Origin of the sequence: Kribbella rubisoli (assembly GCF_004217145.1) — a bacterium.
GTDB classification, from domain to species: Bacteria; Actinomycetota; Actinomycetes; order Propionibacteriales; family Kribbellaceae; genus Kribbella; species Kribbella rubisoli.
Genome location: NZ_SHKR01000016.1, coordinates 523,264 through 539,602 on the forward strand (window position 1 = coordinate 523,264; position 16,339 = coordinate 539,602).

Below are 16,339 nucleotides of genomic sequence, written 5' to 3' on the forward strand. Positions count from 1 at the left end.
GCTTGTTCGCGACATTGGCCGGTTCTGCGTGCTCTGCGACGGTGGCTGGATGCATTTCACCGAGATCACCGACGAGCTCGTCGAGTCCTTCCGGCGGGACGGCTTCGTCGTCCTCGATCAGGCCATATCGCCTGTCGAGGTGACCGAGCTGCACGTGGCGGCCGAGCAGCTGTGCCGCACCGTCGGCCGCGCTCCTGTGACCGAGCCCGCCGAGGATGTACTCCGCAGACACCTGTGCATTCACCATCCGCACAAGGCATCCGACGCAGCCCTTGCGGCGCTCCATGCGCCGCGGGTGGTCGAGACGCTCACGGCCGTCATCGGGCCCAACGTCAAGGCGATGCAGTCGATGCTGTTCATCAAGCCGGAGGGCAAACCGGGGCAGGCGTGGCACCAGGACGAGTTCTTCATCCCGACCAGGGACCGCTCCCTGACCGCCGCGTGGATCGCGCTGGACGACGCGACTGTGGAGAACGGCTGCCTGTGGGTGCTGCCGGGCTCGCACCGTCGCGGCGTCCTCTATCCCGATCGCGAGCAGGACGACCTCCGGTTCGACTGCACGGTCGAGGCGTTCGACTTCCCGTACTCCGACGACGACGCCGTCCCGGTCGAGGTACCGGCGGGCTCGGCGGTGATCTTCAACGGGTACCTGCTGCACCGATCACTGCCGAACACCGGTCGGCACGGACTCCGCCGGGCGCTCGCGAACCACTACATGAGCGCCGAGTCGCTGCTCCCCTGGCAGAACGTGCCCGCCGGCGTTCACGTCGGCAAGCACGACTACCGCGACATCGTGATGGTCGCCGGGACCGATCCGTACGCCTACAAAGGCATCGCCGATGTCGCCCGGCCGCACTCGCGCCCCGACAAGGACGGCGGGTGCGACCGCTAGCTTCCGGGACACTGACCCAGTTGTGCCTCGGCGGCGTCGACCGTCTGCTCGAGCAGGAGCGCGATCGTCATCGGGCCGACGCCGCCCGGGACCGGAGTGATCAGGCGCGCGACCTCGGACGCCTCCTCGAAGTGCACGTCGCCGACGTTTCCCTCGTTGTAGCCGGCGTCGACCACGACCGCGCCGGGCTTCAGCCAGTCGCCGCGGACGAAGTTCGCCTTGCCGACCGCGGCGATCACGACGTCCGCGGTCCGGACCAGCTCGGGCAGGTCCCGGGTCCGCGAGTGCGCATAGGTCACCGTCGCGTTCGATGCCAGCAGCAACATCCCGGCCGGCTTGCCGAGGATCGGGCTGCGGCCGATCACCACCGCATGCGCCCCTTCGAGCGGTACGTCGTACGCCGCGAGCAGCCGCATGATCCCGCCGGGCGTCGCCGAGCGGAACCCGGGATCGCTCGCGTCGTTGAGGGCCATCGCCGCGAACGACAGCATCGTCACGCCGTCGACATCCTTGCCCGGGTCGATCGCCTCGAACGCGGCCCTCTCGTCGATCTGCGCCGGCACCGGGTGCTGCAGCAGGATCCCGTGCACCTCCGGGTCCTCCGACAGCTTCCGGATCTCCGCGACCAGCTCGTCGGTGGTCGTCTCGGCCGGCAGTACGACGCTCCGCGAACCGATCCCGGCCTTCTTCGACCGGTTCTGCTTCATCCGCACGTACGTCGCGGACGCCGGGTCGTCACCGACCAGCACGGTCGCGAGACACGGCTGGACGCCGTACTTCTCCTGCAGCGCCGCGGCGCGCTCCGCCGCCTTGGCCACCATCTCGGCGGCGAGGTCGGTCCCGATCATCAACTCAGCAGTCATCTGCGCACTCCTCCTCGTCAAAGGGTGCCCAGGCGCGCGGCGAAAGCCGGATGGCAGACCGTTCCCCGGTGGTCGTCCACCTCAGCGCCAGTCGCGGTCCGCCCTCAGGATACCGACCCGGTCGCCTGGGCTACGAATGCGTCGGCCACCCCGTCGCCGATCCGGAGCCGGACCTTGCTGTGCGGGAGGCGGACGTCACGGATCTCGTCGGCCTGCGTGATCAGGTGCTCGATCTCGTCGCGGGCGGTCGCAACGTCCGACGCATTGCCCTCCGCCTGCGCCTCGAACACGCGCAGCGCCTGTCTCAGCGCGCCGCCCCAGTAGAACGACGCGTCCAGCCACGCGTCGGTCTCGGCTTCGAACTCCGGGTCGATCACGCCGCTGCGGATCTGCGCGGACGCGTTCTCGATCGCCTCCAGGTACGGCTCCAGGTCCGCGATAGCACCGGCCAGATCACCGCCGTCCCAGGTCGCCTTGAAGGCCGCGAGCTTCGAGGCCAGCACCGGCGCGTTGATCAGATGCAGCTTCCCGTCGTACGTCGTGAGATCCGCGAACACCTCCAGCGCCGCGATCGTGGCCGCGTCTCCCCCGGCACGCTCGGCGATCGCGCGGCGCCAGGACGCGTCGGCGTCGTACGTCGCGGGCTTCCAGCCGAACTCGGCGAACGAGTACAGCGCCAGCTTGCTCGCCGCGGCCTGGTTCATCGGGTTCGAGATGATGCCGACGACGTGCTCGGCGAGGCCTGGCTCGCGGCCCGTGTACGCCGCGAGCAGGATCCGGCCGTGGGCGTAGTCGTTGACCGGGTAGTTGTCCCAGATCAGGATGTCGTGCCCGAACACCGCCTTCGCCGCGGCCGCTTGTGCGCTCGTGATCCGCTCCGGAACGACCGCAGTACCGGTCCAGTGCACGATCACGGCCGGATCGAGCTGCTCGCGCAGCGCCTGCTTGTACGGCGTCTCTTCGAGGTCGTAGTACTCGGTCGGGACCATCTGCAGCGGAGCGACGTCCGGCTTGGTCGCGATCCACTCCCGCTGCACGCGGTTGCACAGGTCGGCCTGCGCCGCACCGGCCGCTCCACCGCCCGTGCCGTACTTCGTGGCGTCCTCGTCGGAGTGCCATTTCTCGTACTCGATGTCGTCGAGCGGGACGTTGAAGACCCGTACGCCGAGCGCGTACAGCGCCTCGAACTTCGCGATCAGCGCCTGGAAGTCGTCGTCGGACGTGTACGCGATCGACAGGCCGGGCGAGAGCGCGAAGGTGAAGTCGACCTTGTTGCGCTGCGCCCGCTCGATCAGTTCGCCGAGCTCGGCCAGTTTGTCGGCCGGGTACGGGTCGCGCCACTGCTCGCGGTGGTAGACGTCGTCCTTGGGCGCGTACTGGTACGTGTTCATCTTGTGCGCGCCGAGATAGTCCAGGTGGTCGAGGCGGTCCGCGTGCGACCACGGCGTGCCGTAGAAGCCCTCGATCGAGCCGCGGTACGGCAGCGTCGGCCAGTCGCGGATCTCGACACCATCCACATGGCCGACATGGTTGCCCTGGACAAGCTGATCGAGGGTCAGCGCCGCGTAGTACGTGCCGCGGGTGTCGACGCCGTCGAGAACGATCTGGTGGTCGCCGACGGCAACCACGTAGCCCTCGGCCGGCAGACCGGCAGCCGGTTCGACGTCGAGACCGGCGCCGCCGAGGTGGACGGTCACCGCGGCCTCGCCGTCGACGATCGTGGTCACGCCGGCGCGGGTCAGGGTGTCACGGACGATCCGTTCAGCATCGGGATCGGTGGTCGGTCCATGGACCAGACCGACCGTGTCACCGAGGTCGAACCCGTCCGAACGGCTGTTGGTCTGTTGAGCTTCAGGGGTCACGCCCCTATCCACTCAGCGCGCGGACCCGCCCGTCAAGACACCCGGGTCAGCTTGAGGACGGGGATCGTGCGGATGCCCGCCGTACGGACCTCGTACTCCGCGAAGCCCGGGTACCGCCGCGCCTGCTCGGCGTAGATGCGGTCGCGGTCGGCGCCGGTCACGTCGTCGACGGACACCTTGTACGTCTCGGTGCCGACCTCGACGACGCCCTCACCGGCAGTGACCAGGTTGCGGTACCAGTCCGGGTTCGTCGGAGCGCCGCCCTTGCTGGCGAACACGTAGATGACGGCCGGATCCGTCTCGTCGGCCAAATACATCGTCGGGGCGATGAACTCCTGTCCGCTCCGACGGCCGACGTGGTGCAGCAGCACCATCGGGGCGCCGTCGAAGTTGCCGCCGACCCTGCCTTCGTTCTCCCGGAACTCCGTGATGACGTTCGTGTTCCAGTCGCTCATATCGATTCCTCCGCAGATTTCTAAAGCAAGCCTGCGTGGTCCAACGCGAGATAGGCGGCATCAATTCCGGTCATCGCACCTGGAGTGCGCAGCTCGGCACGGAACGCGTCGACGGTCAGCTCGACCGGGACGCAATCCTCGGTCTCGTCGAGCTGTTGTTTGCCGTCGGGGCGGCAGCCGCGCGCGATCGCGACGTACTTGCGGAACGTTGAGGACGCACCGGACCACTGCCAGCCGACGACGTCGAGCGTCTCGCAGGTGTAGCCGGTCTCCTCCTCGAGCTCCCGCGCGCCGGCGACGGCCACCTCCTCGCCGGGCTCCACCAAGCCGCCCGGAAGGTTCGTCACGACGGCGTCCGGGCCGGCCCGGAACATCCGGATCGTGACGATCCGCCCGTCCGGGGTCAGCGGCAGCACGGTGACCCCGGACGTGACGCCGATCTCGGGGCCGATGACGTCCCACTCGACCTCGCGGCCGTCGGGCATCCGGTACCGGCGCAGGCGCACGGTGAGGAACCGCCGGAATCCGGGCTCCTCGTCCAGCAGCTCCCACGGACCGGGGTCGGCAGGCCGAGACGACTCAGCCGCCACGTTGTCGGTGACGGCTGAGGTCTCGTGCTGGTCCGTCACAGGGGACGGTTGTCGTCGGGATCTTCCGGCGGAGCGATCGGTGCATCATCCGCCGGCGGGGCGATCGGCGTGTCCTCGGCCGAAGCGCCGGTGTCCGCGGTGTCCTTCTTGTCCTCCGCGTCAGCAGGCTCGGTGGCCTCTTCCGCGGGGCGGGACTCGGACAGGATGGTCTCCAGCGTCGCCTCGGAGATCCGCTTGAACTTGCGCACCTGGGTCCGGGTCCGGTCCAGGACCGCTACCTCGAGCTGGTCCGGGGTCAGCTGCCGGACCTCGGTGCCGTCGTGGCCGAGGGCATCCACCGCGAGCCGGAGAGCACCCGCGAGCGAGATGCCCTCGGAGTAGTGCTCGCCGATGTAGTCCGCGACCTGGTCGGCCGCGCCGCCCATCACGGCGTACCCCTGCACGTCGGCGATCGAGCCGTCGTACGTGAGCCGGTACACCTGGTCGTCGGACGGAGCGGCGCCGATCTCGGCGACGAGGATCTCGACCTCGAGCGGCTTCTCGCCGCCGGAGGAGAAGATCGCGCCGAGCGTCTGCGCGTACGCGTTGGCCAGCGCCCGGCCGGTGACGTCACGCCGGTCGTAGGAGTACCCGCGCATGTCGGCCAGCCGCACGCCGGCGATCCGCAGGTTCTCGAACTCGTTGTACCGGCCGACGGCGGCGAACGCCATCCGGTCGTAGATCTCGGCCACCTTGTGCAGCGCGGGCGAGCGGTTCTCGGCCACGAACAGGATGCCGTCGGCATATTGCAGCGCGATCGCGCTGCGGCCCTTGGCGATGCCCTTCCGGGCGAAGTCGGCCCGGTCCCGCATCAGCTGCTCGGGCGAGACGTAGAACGGAACGCTCATCGAAGGTGTCGTCCTCTAATCAGTCGATCGGGCAGGATCATCGGGATGGTCAGGTCAGAGACGTCGCGGCCGGGCCGTCGGGACGCTGGTGCCGCTGGGCCCAGGCCGCGTCGACGAGCGCCGCCACCTCGTCCTCGGGCAGCCGCCGGTAACCGTCCGCGGTGACCACGCCGACCACCGGGAAGATCCGCCGGAGCATGTCCGGGCCGCCGGTCGCCGAGTCGTCGTCGGCCGCGTCGATCAGCGACTGGATCATCACCGTCACGCAGTCGGTCTCCGACAGGTCCTCGCGGTACAGCTTCTTCAGCGCGCCGCGGGCGAACAACGAGCCCGAGCCGACGCTGTAGAAGTGGGTCTCCTCGTACCGCCCGCCGGTGGGGTCGTAGGAGAAGATCCGGCCGCCGTTGATGTCGTGGTCGTACCCCGCGAACAGCGGCACCACGGTCAGGCCCTGCATCGCCATCGGCAGGTTGCCGCGGATCAGCGCGCTGAGCCGGTTGGCCTTGCCGTCGAGGCTGAGCGTCGCGCCCTCGAGCTTCTCGTAGTGCTCCAGCTCGACCTGGAACAACCGGACCATCTCGATCCCGAAACCGGCCGAGCCGGCGAACGCGACCGCCGAGTACTCGTCGGCCGGGAACACCTTCTCGATGTCACGCTGGGCGATAATGTTGCCCATCGTGGCCCGCCGGTCGCCGGCCATGATCACGCCACCGGGGAAGGTGGCCGCGACGATCGTCGTACCGTGCGGGACTTCGCTGGACAGGTCACCCGAACCCAGGGCCCGTCGTCCCGGCAACAGGTCGGGCGCGTGCCCGGCCAGGAAGTCCATGAACGACGAGCCACCTGGGGTCAGGAAGGCTTCCGGCAACCGGCCGGAGGCATCAGAAGTCATCGAGCGGTTCACTCCCCACCCTTTTGCACGAATCCGCGGACGAACTCCTCGGCGTTCTCCTCGAGCACCTCGTCGATCTCGTCCAGGATCGAATCGACGTCCTCGTCGAGTCGCTCTTTGCGCTCCTGGACGTCCTCCGACGCCTCGACCTGCTCGACCTCTTCCTCGGTCGACGAACGCTTGGGCTGCTTGTGCTGCTGCCCGCCGTCTTTCGCCATGACACACACCTCCTAGAACCGCCGACTGCGTCGGACGCCCAACCGACCCTTCGCAGTGCTTTCTCTATACGGCGACCCTACCCGGCAGCGCCCCCAGTAATGGTGCGAACCAGGTCACTGGCGGTGTCGCATTGGTCAAGAAGTGCTCCGACGTGGGCTTTCGTCCCCCGCAACGGGTCCAAAGTCGGGATCCGTTGCAATGACTCCTTACCGGGCAGATCGAAGATCACCGAGTCCCAGGAAGCGGCCGCGACCTGCGGCGCGTACTGCTGCATGCAGCGGCCGCGGAAGTACGCCCGGGTGTCGGTCGGCGGGTGCGCGACCGCCATCCGGATCTCCTCGTCGGTGACGATCCGCTGCATCCGGTTGGATTTCACCAACCTGTAATACAGGCCCTTGTCCGGGCGGAGATCGGCGTACTGCAGATCGATCAGGTGCAGCTTCGGGTCGTCCCACTCCAGGCCGTCGCGATCGCGGTACTGCTGGAGCAGTTTGTACTTCGCGACCCAGTCGAGCTGGTCGGACAGCTTCATCGGGTCGATCGCGAGCTGGTCGAGGAGCTGCTCCCACCGGTGCAGGATGTCCTTGGTCTGCCGGTCCGCGTCGTCGCCGTACTTGTCCTCGACATACTTGCGGGCCTGCTCCAGATACTCCGCCTGCAGCTGGACGGCGGTGATCTTGCGGCCGTCCTTCAGCGTGAGCAGATGTGTGCAGGACGGGTCGTGGCTGACCTCGTGCAGCGCGGACACCGGACGGTCGACGCCCAGGTCGTCGGTGAGCCAGCCGTCCTCGATCATCGCGAGCACGAGCGACGTCGTACCGACCTTCAGGTACGTCGAGATCTCGGACAGGTTCGCGTCGCCGATGATCACGTGCAGCCGGCGGTAACGATCCGGATTCGCGTGCGGCTCGTCGCGGGTGTTGATGATCGGGCGCTTCAGCGTCGTCTCCAGGCCGACCTCGACCTCGAAGTAGTCGGCCCGCTGGCTGATCTGGAAGCCGTGCGCGGCGCCGTCCTGGCCGATGCCGACCCGGCCTGCGCCGGTGACCACCTGACGGCTCACGAAGAACGGCGTCAGGTGCCGCACGATCGACGCGAACGGCGTGGACCGGCGCATCAGGTAGTTCTCGTGCGAGCCGTACGACGCGCCCTTGTTGTCGGTGTTGTTCTTGTACAGGTTGAGCTGCGGAGCGCCGGGGATCAGCCGGGCCTGGCGGGCGCCCTCCATGATCACCAGCTCGCCGGCCTTGTCCCAGACCACGGCGTCCCGCGGGTTCGTCGTCTCCGGAGCGGAGTACTCCGGGTGGGCGTGGTCGACGTACAACCTCGCGCCGTTGGTGAGGATCACGTTCGCCAGGCCGGTCTCCTCGTCGGTGAGCTGGCTGGAGTCCGCCACCTCCCGGCTCAGGTCGAAACCTCGCGCGTCGCGCAGCGGGTGCTCCTCGTCGAAGTCCCACCGCGTCTTGCGCGCGAGCGGCTGCGTCTGCGCGTAGCCGTTCACCACCTGGCTCGAGGTCAGCATCGGGTTGGCCCCGGGCTGGCCCGGCACCGAGATCCCGAACTCGGTCTCGGTACCCATGATCCGCCGAACACTCATGCGAACGAGCCTACGCGGTAAGGGCGACTAAAGGGGTTGCTGTGTCCACAGGGTTACGTGTGAGACTGCGCGCGTGGACGAAATGGTGGCGATCCTGGACGAAGACAACCATGTCACCGGGGCCGCGCCGCGATCCGTGATGCGGCGCGACAACCTGCGTCATTCCGCCACCGGAGTAGTCGTCCGGAATACGGCCGGTGAGATCTACGTGCACCGCCGTACGCCGATCAAGGACCTCTACCCGAGCCGGTACGACTTCACCGCCGGAGGGGTCGTCGCGGCCGGTGAGGACCCCTTCCACGCCGTCGTACGGGAGCTGGAGGAAGAGCTCGGGATCGCGGGTGTCGAGCTGACCCGGTTGCCGGAGGGCGACTACGCCGACGACCACACGCAGTACCACGCGTACCTGTACGCATGCGTCTGGGACGGCCCGGTGCGCCACCAGCCGGAAGAGGTCGAGTGGGGTGCGTGGATGTCCCCCGCCGAGCTCGCTGCCAAGCTGGACGACCCGTCGTGGCAGTTCATGCCCGACGCGGTCGGCCTGCTCGGTGCGTTCGTCCGGAGTCTCGCGACTATCGACCAGGGCTGGGACAGCGACGCGTGGATCGAGGGTCCGTGGATCCATCGCTCCCCACGACGGGCCGCAGTACGGCCGCGCCTGCTGGCTGAGGCCACGCTCCTCCCCTGGCTCCCTCCGCAGCTACCCCTGCCGATCCCACTGCCTGAGCTGACCGACAACGGCGTACGGCACCTGATGCTGCCCGGCTCACCCCTCACCGACGGCGGTCCGGCGACGGGCCGCGAGCTAGGCGCCTTCCTGAAGGCCCTACACGCCGTCGACCCGGTCGAAGCGGTCGTACGTGGCGCTCTGGACGCCGCCACAGCGGATGCCGAGAAGGCGAGCTTCCTGGAGGACTGCAAGACGCAGATCGTGCCCCTGCTGCCCGCAGACGTCCGGGCTCGCGCACTGGAGTTGCTCGACCGCGTGGCCCGCGTCCGCACGTCCTTGATCCACTGCGACCTAGGCCCCGATCACATCCTCATGACCGACGGCCAGATCACCGGCATCATCGACTGGACCGACTGCGTCATCGGCGACCCCGCACTGGACCTCTGCTGGCCCCTCAACGGCGCACCAGCCCCGCTCCGGGCCGGCCTGATCGACGTGTACCGACCGACCCCTGACGAGGTCGAACGCGCCGCAGACTGGGCCCGCCTCTCCCCCTGGTACGGCGTTCACCGCGGCCTGCTGCTGGATCTCCCGGAGGACGTCGACACGGGGCTGAGCCAGATTCTGGCCCGGCTCTGATGCAACCATCGGGTGGGTGGCTGGTCACTACCCGATGTGAACATCATCCTGACTGACGATACGGAGCCGGCCATGGCTGCGGGATCTGCGGGACCTGGATCGCCGACCGCGCCCGACCCGGGCTCCGACCCGGATCTGTGGGAGCGGCTGCGCGTCGGGGACCATTTCGCGCTGGGCGAGTTGTTCGACCGGTACGCCGACGACGTCCGGGCATTTGCCTTCCGACGCACCGCCTCCTGGAGTACTGCGGACGACGTCGTCCAGGCGACCTTCCTGAACACCTGGCGGCGCTTCCAGCGGAACCCACCGGGCCCGTTGGCCGGACCGACCGCCCGCGGCTGGCTGCTGATGGTGGCCGCGAACGAGTGCCGGAGCCTCTTCCGGACGGCGAACCGGCTGCGCAACCTGCTGGATCGCCTGCCCGACCCGGCGCCGGACCGTGACCACGCCCCCGAAGTCGCCCGCCGGCTGGACGACGAACGCCGCATGTCGGTGATTCGTCGCGCAGTCGCCAAGCTCCCCCGGCACGAACGCGAGACCCTCGAGCTCGTCGTCTGGTCCGGCCTCACCGTCACCGAAGCCGCGGACGCCCTCGGCGTACCTGTCGGAACCGTCAAAGCCCGCCTGCACCGCACCCGTCGCCGCTTTCCCGACCTGCTGACGCGGGTCGCCCTCACCGAGGAGCTGTCATGAACCTCCGCCTCGACCCGCCTCCCGTCCCCCCGCTGGATCCGGCCCGACGGGCCCAGCTGCGCAAGCGAGTGATGGACAAGTCACGTCCCTTGGGCCACCGGCCGGCCCGGCGCTGGATCGCTCCGGCGGTCGGCGCCGTCGCCGTCGCCGTCGTGGTGGCCGGCACTCTCGTCATCACCAACCGGCCGCCCGCCGACCCCGGTGTCGCCGGGCCCGCGACGGCAGCAACCCCGACCGGTCTCGAAGTCGTGCCGGACGCCGAGGCGACCGCCGCCTTCGCGAAGTCGTGCGAGCGGGGCGGGCATCTCAGGCTCGGCCGGCCGCTCACGGTTGTCTGGGCACGGCGCGTGCCGGGCGCGAATCCGAAGAACACCGAAGTCCTGATGGTTCTCAAGGGGTCCGGAACCTCTGGCCGCGCCGCCTGCCTCGCCCCGTCCGGAGCCAGCCTGTGGGAGAGAAATCCGTCGGAGCAGTGGGTCAAGCTGCCGACGCAGAAGGAAGGCCTCGCAGGCCTGATGTCCGCCGAATCCGCTGTATCGGCGCCGAAGCCGGCGTCCCGGATGTGGCGGCTCTACCGAGTCCGTCCGGAGATCGCCCGGATCGAGACGCGCCTGGTCTGGAAGGGCAACGCCAGTCCCTGGCAACGAGGCTACGTCGACAGCGGCTACGCCTACGCGGACAACCGGGTCGATGTGACCGTCAATCTCAACACAGTGCGCCAGGAGGTGCGGGCGTACGACGCCCAGGGCCGGTTGCTCCCGCTCGTGCCGAGGTAGCGCGCGTCAGCGGCGGCGGGACATGGTGCGGGCGAAGTTGATGCTGACCAGGCCGAACCAGGCGATCAGCACGCCGAACGGGCCGATCATGGCGGCCGAGATCGCGGTGATCGGGATCGCGGCGACGATCGACACGATCGCCAGCGCCAGTCCGCCGGGATCGGTCTCGCGGCTGGGATGCCGTCGCGGAGCCGGCTCGGCGTACGGGCTGACACGTCGCTGGACATCCCGGGCATCGAGCTTCTCCAGGAAGCTGTCGATGATCTCGTTCTCGTACTCCGGCCCCAGTTCCTGCCGGGCCGCCACCGCGGCCCGCAGGTCCTTCCGCACCTCATCCGTCGCCATAACAGCAAGCTAAGCCCGCGCCGCCGCCGTACCAATCGGGGAAACCCCCCGATCACACCGGGGGTTAGGCCTACCCCCCCTGACAACGAACCGCCCCCGGACCAGCAGGTCCGGGGGCGGTTCGCGGGTGTCTTACAGGTATTGACCGGTGTTGGTCGCGGTGTCGATCGAGCGACCTGGCTCGGTGCCCTGCTTGCCGGAGATGAGCGTGCGGATGTAGACGATCCGTTCGCCCTTCTTGCCGGAGATGCGGGCCCAGTCGTCCGGGTTGGTGGTGTTCGGCAGGTCCTCGTTCTCCTTGAACTCGTCCACGCAGGCCTGGAGCAGGTGCTGCACCCGCAGGCCCTTCTGGTTCTCGTCCAGGAAGGCCTTGATCGCCATCTTCTTCGCCCGGTCGACGATGTTCTGGATCATCGCGCCCGAGTTGAAGTCCTTGAAGTACAGGACCTCCTTGTCACCGTTGGCGTAGGTGACCTCGAGGAAGCGGTTCTCGTCGGCCTCGGTGTACATCCGCTCGACCGTGCGCTGGATCATGCCGTCCACGCACGCCTGCCGGTCGCCGCCGAACTCGCCGAGGTCGTCGTCGTGCAACGGCAGCCCTCTGGTCAGGTACTTCGAGAAGATGTCCCGGGCCGCCTCCGCGTCGGGGCGCTCGATCTTGATCTTCACGTCCAGCCGGCCGGGCCGCAGGATCGCCGGGTCGATCATGTCCTCGCGGTTGGAGGCGCCGATGACCAGGACGTTCTCCAGACCCTCGACACCGTCGATCTCGCTCAGCAACTGCGGAACGATGGTGTTCTCCACGTCGGACGACACACCGGATCCGCGGGTGCGGAACAGCGAGTCCATCTCGTCGAAGAACACGATCACCGGCATACCCTCGGAAGCCTTCTCCCGGGCCCGCTGGAAGACCAGGCGGATGTGCCGCTCGGTCTCACCGACGTACTTGTTCAGCAGCTCGGGACCCTTGATGTTGAGGAAGAACGACTTCTGTTCGGCCACGCCGGTCCGCTCGGCGACCTTCTTGGCCAGCGAGTTCGCCACTGCCTTCGCGATCAGCGTCTTGCCGCAACCGGGCGGGCCGTAGAGCAGCACGCCCTTCGGCGGCTTGAGCTCGTGCTCAAGGAACAGGTCCTTGTGCAGGTACGGCAGCTCGACCGCGTCCCGGATGGCCTCGATCTGGCCGGCCAGGCCGCCGATCTGGGTGTAGTCGATGTCCGGGACCTCTTCGAGCACCAGCTCCTCGACCTCGGACTTCGGGATCTTCTCGTAGACATAACCGGAGCGGGGCTCGAGCAGCAGCGAGTCGCCGGACCGCAGGGCGATGTCGAGCAGCGGTGAGGCGAGCCGCACCACCCGCTCCTCGTCGGCCTGCGCGATGACCAGCGCCCGCTCGCCGTCGGCGAGCAGCTCCTTCAGCATCACCACGTCGCCGACGACCTCGAACTCGCAGGCCTCGACCACGTTGAGCGCTTCGTTCAGCATCAGTTCCTGGCCGAGCCGCAGCGCGTCCAGGTCCACCGACGGGCTCGCCGCGACCCGGAGTTTCCGGCCGCCGGTGAACACGTCCAGCGTGTCGTCTTCGTTCCGTCCGAGGAAGGTGCCGAATCCGGACGGCGGTTGCGCCAGCCGGTCGACTTCCTCCTTCAGGGCGATGATCTTCTCTCGCGCCTCCCGCAGCGTGTCGGCCAGCCGCTCGTTCTGAGCGGTGACACTCGCCAAGGAGGCCTGTGTTTCGGACAGCCTGCTCTCGAGCGACCGGCTGTCTGCCGGGTGCTCGAGCAGCCGCCGTCGCAACGCCGCGACTTCGGCTTCCAGGTACCGGACCTGGTTACGCAGTTCTGCCGCGGTAGGACTCTCGTCTCCAGCCACGATCATCACCTCACCATGTGGGGCTCGACCCTATGGACCTTACCCAGAAAACCTCGCCGGGCAAGCTGAATCCCATCACGTGTCGGTTGCGGATGAACCAGTTGCCTTCGGCATGTCGTCGGTTGATTCCGAACGGGCCTCTTCGCGACGGGGCCCGAGGTAATCGTCGCCGTACGCGCCAGGCGCGGGGCGTCGCTTCTTCCGAGGTGCCTGCACCCCGTGCGCCATCCTTCGTGCTGTGACCAGGAAGGCGGTGTGACCTTGCATCCGGTGGCCCGGACGAACCGCAAGACCTTCTACATGCCAGTCTCGCACGAGTGACTCCCACGCGCGCGGCTCAGTGAACTCACCGTGTGCCCTCAGCGTCTCTACGAAGCGGCTCAGCTGCGTCGTGGTGGCCACATAGGCACAGAACACCCCACCGGGTGAAAGAGCCTCAGCAACGACGTCAACGCACTCCCACGGCGCCAGCATGTCGAGGACGACGCGGTCGACGTCCTGCTCGTCGAGCTTCTCGACCAGGTCACCGACCTCGAGCCGCCACGCCGGATGCTCGGCGCCGAAGAAACCGGTGACGTTCTTCCGCGCGACCTCGGCGAAGTCCTCCCGGCGCTCGAACGAGATCACCTGTCCGTGGATCCCGACCGCCCGCAACAATGCCGTGGTCAGCGCGCCGGAGCCGGCGCCCGCCTCGACCACCTTGGCGCCCGGGAAGATGTCGGCCATCGTCACGATCTGGGCCGTGTCCTTCGGGTAGATCACCGCCGCGCCGCGCGGCATCGACACCGAGTAATCGGCCATCAGCGGGCGCAGCGCGAGGTACTCGACGCCGCCCTTGGACCTGATCACGACCGCGTCCGGGCCGTCGATCAGGTCGTCGTGCGCGATCCCGCCCTTGGTGGTGTGGAAGATCTTCCCGCGCTCCAGGTTGACCGAATGCCGGCGGCCCTTGGAGTCCTGCAGGGTGATCCACTCGCCCTCCTGCAGCGGTCCGTGATGGACCCCGGAGTACGCCTGGTCGGGAAAGTCACGCAAGTCAGCCATAAGGCGCTCACCTTAACTTTCGGTCACCGCAACCGAGTAATCAGCGCGAACGGAACGCGCGTTCCACGTCCGCGGTCGCGAGGACGCCGTACACCGCGCCACTCGCGTCGAGGACGAGGTACTCCGAGGCGGGGTGCTCGCGCAACGTGGCGAGGATCTCCTCGCCGGTGTCGTTGACGCCGATGATGTGGCCCGCGCCGATGGCGGTCGAAACCTCGCTGACCGTGGTCCACGGCCGCTGGTTCGGGGCAACCGCCGCGACCGCGGTCTCGGACACGAGGGCGTGCGGCTTCCCGTCGCCGTCGATCACCACGACCGCGCCGGCCTGGGTCTGGCCGGCCAGCCGGACGGCTTCGGAGATCGGCGTACCGGAATGTACGGCGACGGCGCGGCGGGCCAGCGTCCGGACCTGGAGGCTGGGCAGTTTGTTCCGCAGCCGGGCCTGCATCAACGAGGCGGTCGAGCCGGTCCAGAGGAAGAAGCCGACGAGCAGGGCGATGATGAAATCGATCATCGACGGCTGCCAGCCGAAGAACTGTTCGAGCAGGACCGGCACCGCCATCACCGCGAGCGCCAGCAGCCGCCCGGCCCACGCGGCCACGATCGTGCCGGTGTGCATGTTGCCGGTGAACTTCCAGACGATCGCGCGCAGCACCCAGCCGCCGTCGAGCGGCAGACCGGGCAGCAGGTTGGTGACGCCGACGATCAGGTTCGCGATACCGAGCTCCCACAGGGCGACGTACCCGACACCCTCGTCGAAGGCCCGCGACCCGAGGTACGCGAGCCCGCCGACGACCAGTGACGCGATCGGGCCGACCACCGAGACGGCGAACTCCTCGAGCGGTGACTTCCGCTCGCCCTCGATATGCGTGCCGGCCGCGAAGAAGCCGAGGTTGATCTCGGAGACGCCGATGCCGAACCGCAACGCCATCAGCGCGTGCGCCAGCTCGTGGACCAGGATCGACAGCGTGAACGCGACCACGAACGCGAACGCCGCGGCGTACCGCCAGCCGCCGAGCTCGGGGAACTGCTGCCCGATGATCGCGGCGAACCCGACCGCGAGCAGCATCGCCACCGGCAGCCAGGTGAAGCGCATCGTCAACCGGATCCCGCGGATACGACCCAGCACCCAGGTCCCGGGCGGTGGAGGGCCGGCCGGCTGGGCGGGGTTCTGGGGATCACGCGAGTCTGGCATCAAGCCAAACCTACTTTGCCGTCGGTAACTCCGTGCTACACACCCACCGTCAAAGCCGCGATGTATCCCTGATCGACATCTCCCGTGACCGTGGCCAGCTGATGTACGCCGTCGTCGTCGCCGAACACGTTGTCGTTCCCGAGCGACGTCCGGCTCAGGTTCTGCGCGCTTCCGTCGTACCCATCGGCGGCGTAGACGGCGCTGCACGCGTCCTCCGGGAGGGCGAGCTGCGACGTACGGGTGATCTGGCCGGCCTTGGTCGCATCGTCGATGCTCGGGTAGACCTCGAAGTGGATATGCGGCCAACGGCCTTGGTACGCGGCGGGGAAGATCGTGGTGAACGTGACCTTGCCTGCGGCATCGGCTGATTGGACGCCGCGGAGGTAGTTCTCGTCGGTCGCGCCGTCGGAGTACAGCGAGTAGCGGCCCTGGGCGTCGCAGTGCCAGAGATAGATCGCGGCGCCTTCGAGCGGTGTGTCCTTGTCGGCGTCGACGATTGTCAGCTCGACGGAGAGCGGTACGCCGGCTGCCTGGCCGGACGCTGTGCCGAAGGACTTGGTGATGTCCTTGCGGACGATGGCTGACTGGTTGAGGACGTTCGGCCCGTTGGAACCGTCGCCCGGGAAGGGACCGCCGGTCTCCTGTGGGATCTCGTCCACGCCTGAGGAACCGGTAGACGTGTTCGTGGGCGTGCTCTTGTCCGAGCAGCCTGCGACGGCGACCAGGCCGGCGCCGGCGACCAGGCCGAGGAAACGACGGCGATGGAGTGTCGCGAGGTCGTAGGTGAGCCCTCGGTCGTGGTTCGGCGGTGGCTGGCGGGTCATACGTCCAGGGTCGCGCGTCGAGCC

The 16,339-nt window shown here is 68.3% G+C and carries 17 protein-coding genes and 1 riboswitch; of the genes, 4 read left to right on the forward strand and 13 right to left on the reverse strand.

The window, feature by feature from the left end; translation table 11 throughout:
- Positions 1 to 49: 49 nt before the first annotated feature.
- Entirely contained in the window at positions 50 to 892 is an 843-nt protein-coding gene (locus EV645_RS35165) for a phytanoyl-CoA dioxygenase family protein (RefSeq protein WP_130448377.1), read from the forward strand.
- Here the strand turns inward: EV645_RS35165 and EV645_RS35170 are convergent.
- The 8 genes from EV645_RS35170 to dop form a co-directional block, all read right to left on the reverse strand.
- On the reverse strand, positions 889 to 1,755 hold the full coding sequence (locus EV645_RS35170; protein WP_130448378.1) for a bifunctional 5,10-methylenetetrahydrofolate dehydrogenase/5,10-methenyltetrahydrofolate cyclohydrolase: 867 nt from the start codon (positions 1,753 to 1,755) through the stop codon (positions 889 to 891). The genes EV645_RS35165 and EV645_RS35170 overlap by 4 nt on opposite strands.
- Before the next feature lie 19 nt (positions 1,756 to 1,774).
- Positions 1,775 to 1,860: riboswitch (ZMP/ZTP riboswitch) on the reverse strand.
- Positions 1,860 to 3,617, reverse strand: a complete 1,758-nt coding sequence (locus tag EV645_RS35175) for a glycoside hydrolase family 84 protein (protein WP_242000852.1) — start codon at positions 3,615 to 3,617, stop codon at positions 1,860 to 1,862. Its footprint overlaps the riboswitch before it by 1 nt.
- 32 nt (positions 3,618 to 3,649) lie before the next feature.
- On the reverse strand, positions 3,650 to 4,072 hold the full coding sequence (locus EV645_RS35180) for a nitroreductase family deazaflavin-dependent oxidoreductase (protein WP_130448380.1): 423 nt from the start codon (positions 4,070 to 4,072) through the stop codon (positions 3,650 to 3,652).
- A 20-nt stretch (positions 4,073 to 4,092) separates the two neighbouring features.
- Positions 4,093 to 4,701, reverse strand: a complete 609-nt coding sequence (locus EV645_RS35185) for an NUDIX hydrolase (protein ID WP_130448381.1) — start codon at positions 4,699 to 4,701, stop codon at positions 4,093 to 4,095.
- Positions 4,698 to 5,549 (reverse strand): proteasome subunit alpha, encoded by an 852-nt coding sequence (gene prcA, locus EV645_RS35190; protein WP_130448382.1) that lies wholly within the window; start codon positions 5,547 to 5,549, stop codon positions 4,698 to 4,700. Before prcA ends, EV645_RS35185 begins: the two co-directional genes overlap by 4 nt.
- A gap of 49 nt (positions 5,550 to 5,598) precedes the next feature.
- The gene (gene prcB, locus EV645_RS35195; protein ID WP_130448383.1) at positions 5,599 to 6,441 is read right to left on the reverse strand and encodes a proteasome subunit beta; all 843 of its coding nucleotides are present in this window, start codon (positions 6,439 to 6,441) and stop codon (positions 5,599 to 5,601) included.
- Between the two features lie 8 nt (positions 6,442 to 6,449).
- Entirely contained in the window at positions 6,450 to 6,659 is a 210-nt protein-coding gene (locus EV645_RS35200) for a ubiquitin-like protein Pup (protein WP_130448384.1), read from the reverse strand.
- Between the two features lie 77 nt (positions 6,660 to 6,736).
- The gene (dop, locus tag EV645_RS35205; RefSeq protein WP_130448385.1) at positions 6,737 to 8,257 is read right to left on the reverse strand and encodes a depupylase/deamidase Dop; all 1,521 of its coding nucleotides are present in this window, start codon (positions 8,255 to 8,257) and stop codon (positions 6,737 to 6,739) included.
- 82 nt (positions 8,258 to 8,339) lie between these two features.
- On the opposite strand from dop, the gene EV645_RS42025 reads away from it, so the two are divergent.
- The 3 genes from EV645_RS42025 to EV645_RS35220 all read left to right on the forward strand — a co-directional run bounded on the left by EV645_RS42025 (position 8,340) and on the right by EV645_RS35220 (position 11,035).
- On the forward strand, positions 8,340 to 9,566 hold the full coding sequence (locus EV645_RS42025; RefSeq protein ID WP_242000865.1) for a phosphotransferase: 1,227 nt from the start codon (positions 8,340 to 8,342) through the stop codon (positions 9,564 to 9,566).
- Between the two features lie 72 nt (positions 9,567 to 9,638).
- The gene (locus EV645_RS35215) at positions 9,639 to 10,259 is read left to right on the forward strand and encodes an RNA polymerase sigma factor (RefSeq protein ID WP_242000853.1); all 621 of its coding nucleotides are present in this window, start codon (positions 9,639 to 9,641) and stop codon (positions 10,257 to 10,259) included.
- A complete protein-coding gene (locus EV645_RS35220) occupies positions 10,256 to 11,035 on the forward strand; it encodes a hypothetical protein (protein ID WP_130448387.1) in 780 nt (259 codons plus the stop codon). The genes EV645_RS35215 and EV645_RS35220 overlap by 4 nt, the downstream gene beginning before the upstream one ends.
- Positions 11,036 to 11,041: 6 nt before the next feature.
- Here the strand turns inward: EV645_RS35220 and EV645_RS35225 are convergent, their stop codons facing one another.
- The 5 genes from EV645_RS35225 to EV645_RS35245 form a co-directional block, all read right to left on the reverse strand.
- Entirely contained in the window at positions 11,042 to 11,380 is a 339-nt protein-coding gene (locus EV645_RS35225; protein ID WP_130448388.1) for a hypothetical protein, read from the reverse strand.
- 132 nt (positions 11,381 to 11,512) lie between these two features.
- Positions 11,513 to 13,258, reverse strand: coding sequence for a proteasome ATPase (arc, locus tag EV645_RS35230; RefSeq protein WP_130448389.1), 1,746 nt, complete (start codon positions 13,256 to 13,258; stop codon positions 11,513 to 11,515).
- 69 nt (positions 13,259 to 13,327) lie between these two features.
- Entirely contained in the window at positions 13,328 to 14,296 is a 969-nt protein-coding gene (locus EV645_RS35235; RefSeq protein WP_130448390.1) for a tRNA (adenine-N1)-methyltransferase, read from the reverse strand.
- 40 nt (positions 14,297 to 14,336) lie between these two features.
- Positions 14,337 to 15,491 carry a M50 family metallopeptidase gene (locus EV645_RS35240; protein ID WP_242000854.1) on the reverse strand — a complete coding sequence of 385 codons (1,155 nt, stop codon included), beginning with the start codon at positions 15,489 to 15,491 and terminating at the stop codon, positions 14,337 to 14,339.
- 35 nt (positions 15,492 to 15,526) lie between these two features.
- Positions 15,527 to 16,315 carry an intradiol ring-cleavage dioxygenase gene (locus EV645_RS35245; protein ID WP_130448391.1) on the reverse strand — a complete coding sequence of 263 codons (789 nt, stop codon included), beginning with the start codon at positions 16,313 to 16,315 and terminating at the stop codon, positions 15,527 to 15,529.
- Between the last annotated feature and the right edge of the window lie 24 nt (positions 16,316 to 16,339).